Origin of the sequence: Azospirillum himalayense (assembly GCF_042657465.1) — a bacterium.
Lineage (GTDB): Bacteria > Pseudomonadota > Alphaproteobacteria > Azospirillales > Azospirillaceae > Azospirillum > Azospirillum himalayense.
This window is the reverse complement of record NZ_JBHSLC010000071.1, coordinates 1-5,346: the sequence shown is the minus strand read 5'-3', so window position 1 is coordinate 5,346 and position 5,346 is coordinate 1. Positions and strand designations below refer to the sequence as shown.

General features: G+C 67.4%; 6 protein-coding genes. All 6 read right to left on the bottom strand.

Annotated features, from left to right (window positions below; translation table 11 throughout):
- On the bottom strand, positions 1 to 578 hold a 578-nt coding region (locus ACFPMG_RS23845; protein ID WP_376997710.1), incomplete at its 3' end, for an aromatic ring-hydroxylating oxygenase subunit alpha.
- 247 nt (positions 579 to 825) lie between these two features.
- Positions 826 to 2,982: a xanthine dehydrogenase family protein molybdopterin-binding subunit gene (locus ACFPMG_RS23840; protein ID WP_376997709.1), complete on the bottom strand. Its 2,157-nt coding sequence runs from the start codon at positions 2,980 to 2,982 to the stop codon at positions 826 to 828.
- A gap of 2 nt (positions 2,983 to 2,984) precedes the next feature.
- A complete protein-coding gene (locus ACFPMG_RS23835; RefSeq protein WP_376997707.1) occupies positions 2,985 to 3,461 on the bottom strand; it encodes a (2Fe-2S)-binding protein in 477 nt (158 codons plus the stop codon).
- A 231-nt stretch (positions 3,462 to 3,692) separates the two neighbouring features.
- Entirely contained in the window at positions 3,693 to 3,899 is a 207-nt protein-coding gene (locus ACFPMG_RS23830; RefSeq protein WP_376997706.1) for a hypothetical protein, read from the bottom strand.
- Between the two features lie 9 nt (positions 3,900 to 3,908).
- Positions 3,909 to 4,451 (bottom strand): 3-phenylpropionate/cinnamic acid dioxygenase subunit beta, encoded by a 543-nt coding sequence (locus ACFPMG_RS23825; protein WP_376997279.1) that lies wholly within the window; start codon positions 4,449 to 4,451, stop codon positions 3,909 to 3,911.
- A gap of 11 nt (positions 4,452 to 4,462) precedes the next feature.
- On the bottom strand, positions 4,463 to 5,346 hold an 884-nt coding region (locus ACFPMG_RS23820; protein WP_376997705.1), incomplete at its 5' end, for an RHO alpha subunit C-terminal catalytic domain-containing protein.

The window sequence follows — 5,346 nt, the reverse complement described above, 5'->3', positions numbered from 1 at the left end:
CCGCCCTCCGTGCCGTCGCGGTGGTCGAGTGCGGCATCCAGGTACAGGCGCATGTCGCCGAGATAGTCGTGGAAGGACGGGGCGTTCTCGTCCCAGCTTGCCCAGATGGAACCTTTGTGGTTCACCACGTTGGGGCAGCGGACGAGGCCCCAGGCCTTCTTGTCGAGTTCGCAGCGGTAATGCTCCTCGAAGCCGGGCACGCCGACCAGCTGGCCCGGCGCCTCGACGAGGCGGCCGTCGGTGGAATAGCTCCAGCCATGGTACGGGCAGCTGAAGCTGCGCGTGTTGCCCTGGTCGTAGCGGCAGACCTTCATGCCGCGGTGCATGCAGCTGTTCAGAAGCACATGGATGTTGTTCTGCCGGTCGCGCGTCAGGATGACGGAGTCGTTGCCCATGCGCGAGACGAAGAAGTCGTCCGGGTTCGGGATCAGGCTCTCATGGCCGACCAGAAGCCAGGCGCGGGCGAACACCTGCTCCAGCTCCTGTTTGTAAATCTCCTCGTTGACGAAGATCTCCCGGCTGATCTCGCCGGTCTTCACGTTGACGAGACGCTCGTACATGTCGGGTGTGATGGTCATGGGTGTCTCCAGCCCTGCGTGGATCGTGGCTGACGTATTTTTGGGGAAGGGGGCGCTCACAGCCGGACCGGACCGCCTGGGCCGTGCGTCCGCGAAGATGGTTCCATGTAGTGGAACCATGAATTCCATTTTCAAAACTGTAGGGCGATGACTGAGTCCTGTCAAGACAGGCGGCGGCGTTGTTCGATGATCGACGTCAAAGTTCCCTCTCCCCAGAGGGGAGAGGGTTATGGTGCCAAGTGAAATTTCAAACCATCCCAGCTTTCGCGAGCGGCAGCGACCTTACCCGTGTGCCCGTCGCCGCGAAAACGGCGTTGGCGACCGCCGCGAACAGCGGCGGCACCGCCGGTTCGCCCACGCCGGTCGGGCGTTCGGCGCTGGGCACGATGTGCACCTCGATCTTCGGGCACTCGTCCATGCGCAGCACTTGGTAGTCGTGGAAGTTGCTTTGCTGGACAGCGCCGCCCTTGATGGTGATCTCCCCATACAGGGCGGCCGACAGGGTGAAGACGGCCGCACTTTCCATCTGCGCCTGGATGGTGCGCGGGTTGATCGGAAGGCCGCAGTCCACCGCGGTAACGACGCGCTGCACCTTGATCTTGCCCTTGTCGGTCGACACCTCGACCACATGGGCCACGTAGGTGCCGAAGGTGACGAACACGGCGACGCCTTGCGCCACCCCCGGAGGAAGCGGCTTGCCCCAGCCGGCCTTGTCCGCCGCGAGCTTCAGCACCGCGACATGGCGCGGCGACTTGACGAGCATCTCCGCCCGGAAGTCCACCGGGTCGCGGCCGGCGGCGTGCGCCAGCTCGTCGATCACACTTTCGACGACGAAGCCGGTGTGCGAGCTGCCGACCGACCGCCACCAGAGCACCGGCACGTCGTGCGTCGGCGTGTGCAGGTCGACCTGGAGGTTGGGAATCGCGTAGGGCATGTTGGCCGCCCCGGCGACCGCGGACATGTCGAGGCCGTTGCGATGGACCTGCGCTTCGAACTCGGTCCCCGCGGCGATGGACTGGCTGACGATGGTCTGCTGCCAGGCGGCGACCCGGCCGTTGCCGTCGAGGCCGACGGAAATGCGGTCGTAGGCCATGGGCCGATAGTACCAGCTGCGCATGTCGTCCTCGCGCGTCCAGACGACCTTCACCGGCGCCTTCGCCACCTTCGCCACCTCGATCGCGGTGAGCACGAAGTCGGCGTGCGCGTTGACGCGCCGGCCGAAGCTGCCGCCGGCGTACAGGGTGTGGATCGTGACCTGCTCCGGCTTCAGGCCGGTGGCCTTCATTGCCGCCTTGTGGTCGCCGGACTGGAACTGCGTGCCGACCCAGATCTCGCAGTGATCCCGGCGCAGGTCGACGGTGCAGTTCAACGGCTCCATCGGCGCGTGGGCGAGGTAGGGGACGTCGTATTCCATGTCGAGCCGGCGGTCCGCCTTGGCGAGAGCGGCGGCCGGATCGCCGTTCTTGCGCGCCACGCTTCCCGGCGCCTTGGCCATCTCCGCGTATTGCGACACCAGCTTGTCCGAGGACAGCGCGGCGTTGGGGCCGAGGTCCCAGTCGATCGCCAGCGCCTCGCGGCCTTTGACCGCCTGCCAGAAGCTGTCGGCCACGACCGCCACGCCGTAGGGTGTGGGCGCCACCAGCCGGACGCCGCGCACCGCCTTGGCCTTGCTGGCGTCGATGCTCTTGATTGTGGCACCGAGCACCGGCGGGTGCGCGACCACCGCGATGCGCAGGTCGGGCAGGTCCATGTCCATCCCGAAGATCGCGCGGCCGGTCGATTTCTCCGTGCTGTCCAGGCGGGGCAGGGACTTGCCGATCAGCGTGAAGGCGGACGGCTCCTTCAGCGTCACGCTCTTGGGGATTGGCATCTTTTCGGCGGCGGCGGCCAGATGGCCGTAGCTCAGCCGCCGGCCGGTCGGGCTGTGCAGGACGGTGTTGTTCTCCGCGCGGCATTCGGCCGCCGGGACGTTCCACTCCGTGGCGGCGGCGGCGATCAGCATGGTCCGCAACGCCGCACCGGCCGGACGGTAGACGTCCCACGAGGACAGCATGCTGGAGCTGCCGCTGGTCAGCTGCATGTTGTTGCGGGTGCTGCGGTAGACCTCGTTCACCGGGGCCGTTTCGACGCGGATCTTGCTCCAGTCAGCCTCCAGCTCCTCGGCGACGAGCATGGCGATGCCGGTGTAGACGCCCTGGCCCATCTCCGTCTTGTTGACGATGACCGTGACGAGGTCGTCGGCACCGACGCGCACGAAGAAGTCGGGCGATGGCAGCGGCTTGTCGGCGCCTTGCGCCAGCGCGGCCGACAGGCCTTCCGGCGAGAGCAGGCCGATGGCGAAGCCGCCACCGACGAGGGCCGACGCCTTCAGGAATCCGCGGCGGGACAGATCGACGGTGGTCATGCTCAGCCCCCCTTGCGCGTGGTGTCGGCGGCTTGGTTGGCGGCCTGGCGGATCGCGGCGTGGATCCGGGGGTAGGTTCCGCAGCGGCAGATGTTCCCCGACATGGCCTCCCGGATCTCCTGGTCGGACGGCGTCGGCTTGTCGGCCAGCAGGGCGGCGGCCTGCATGATCTGGCCGGACTGGCAATAGCCGCACTGCGGCACGTCCAGCGCCACCCAGGCTCGCTGCAGCGGGTGGTCGCCGTCGCCCGACAGCCCTTCGATCGTCGTGATTTTGGTGCCCGCGACCGAGGACACCGGCGTGGCGCAGCTGCGCGCCGCCGCGCCGTCGATGTGGACGGTGCAGGCGCCGCACTGCGCGGCCCCGCAACCGAACTTCGTGCCCGTCAGCTTCAGGTGGTCGCGAAGCACCCAGAGCAGCGGGGTGTCCGGGTCGGCGTCGACCTGCTGCGCACGCCCGTTCACGGTGATGGTGATCATGCACTGCCTCCTGTTGACCGTTCCGCCGGGCCCGGGGCCGGGCGGAACGCGGTTCCGAAGGGCGGGCGTTGCGGATCCGATGCGTTCTGGCCGGTGCGTTGGGACGCAAAGCCGCACCGGCGCCATGCCGCACCGGGGCGCCGTCCCTCAAGCAGATCCTGTTGAATGCGTCGAGCGCGCGGCCTCCGCCGTTCGCCACGATCCTGGGGGCGAACGGCGGAGGCCGCAGCGTCAAGACGCGAAGCCGACGATGTCCTGGGCGAAGATCGCGTGCTCGGCGTCGCTGACCTTCGAGGCGTCGGTGGGGTGGGTCAGGTAGCGGCCGAAGACCCACATGCCGTCCCGCGGGTTTTCGACGATCTCCACGGTGGCGCCGTCGGCCATGCGCAGCCGCGCGCCCGGTTCGAGCGTCAGCAGATCCAGGGTTTCCTGAGACATGGACTCACCTCAAAAGAAGGTCGTGATGTTCTTGGCGAGGAGGACGTTCTGGTCGAGGAAGATCTCGCGGCGGGCGATCTTCCAGGCGCCGTCGAGCTTGCGCAGGGTGTCGCGGCGCTTGCCGACATAGATGTCGACCTCGTCGTGCAGGCGGTTGCGGTAGACCAGGAAGCGGCTGCGCACCTGCACCTCGGCCGGGTTGCCGGCGGCGTCGGGGGTGACCTCGGTGACGCGGATGTTGGTGATCAGGTGGGAGACGCGCGACTGCGGCTCCTCGGCCCAATGGATGCCGGTGGCGAGCTGCTTGACGCGCTGGGTCAGCGTCTCCTTGCCCTCGTCGATCCAGCAGGTGTCCATCTGCTCGCGGGTGTACTCATTGGCGGTCTTGTTGAACTGGACGTTGCGCGCCATCGGCATCCAGTAGCGGATGTCGTCGGTGCACAGCGCCAGCCAGTCGGCGAAGCGGCGGTCGTCGAGCAGGTCGGCTTCCATGAGCAGGAAGTCCTCGACCTCGCGGTGCAGCAGCAGCGCCTTCAGGGCGGTGTCGTCCATGGCGGGTTTCCTCAAACGGATTGGGCCGGCATCAGCTCCGACCAGCTCTTGCCGGCCATGAACTGGGCCCAGCGGTTGTAGAGGATGCGGGCGTTTTCCTCGGTGGTGTCGCCGCCCTGGACGGCGCCCTTGAGGCCCTCCACCGGCTTGGCGTAGCCGTTGCCCATCTGGTAATTGTAGGGGTGCCGGCGCGCGATGGTGCCGCGGCTGGCCTCCGACGCGTACAGCCAGTTCTCCATGTCGTCGGACTCGGTCAGGCCGCCGGGGCCGGAGTAGCGCAGGGCGTAATGGCGGATGGCGTCCTTGACCGCCTGCGGCGCGTCCTTGTCCACCAGGTAGAAGCGCCACATTTCCATTTCCGTCGGGCCGACCGGGTGGAAGATGGCGAGCGTGCGCGGCTGCTGGCCGTGGAAGGACATGTTCGGGAAGATCGTGCCGGTGCCGGTTTGCACGCGGAATTGGTCGCCCAGGCGCTTTTTGCGCGCCTCGTAAACCTCCCGGAAATACTCCTGGACCTCGGGGTATTTCTGCCAGGTCGGGAAATAGGGCGCTTCCTCGAAGCGCGGGAGATGGCCGTTCGCCCCGTGGCCGAGTTCCGGAAAGCCGATGATGACATTCTGGTACGGCCCGGCCGTGTCCTTGTCGCGCCGGCCGCGCCCGCCGCTCGGCCCGATGCCGACGAGGTCGACGGAGCGGTGGCTGATGTTGTGGTAATGGTCGCCGATGAAGTTCTCGGCGGCGAACTTCCAGTTGCACTTGACGCGCCATTTCTGGACGCCGCCGATGACCTCCGACCCGCCCTCCGTGCCGTCGCGGTGGTCGAGTGCGGCATCCAGGTACAGGCGCATGTCGCCGAGATAGTCGTGGAAGGACGGGGCGTTCTCGTCCCAGCTTG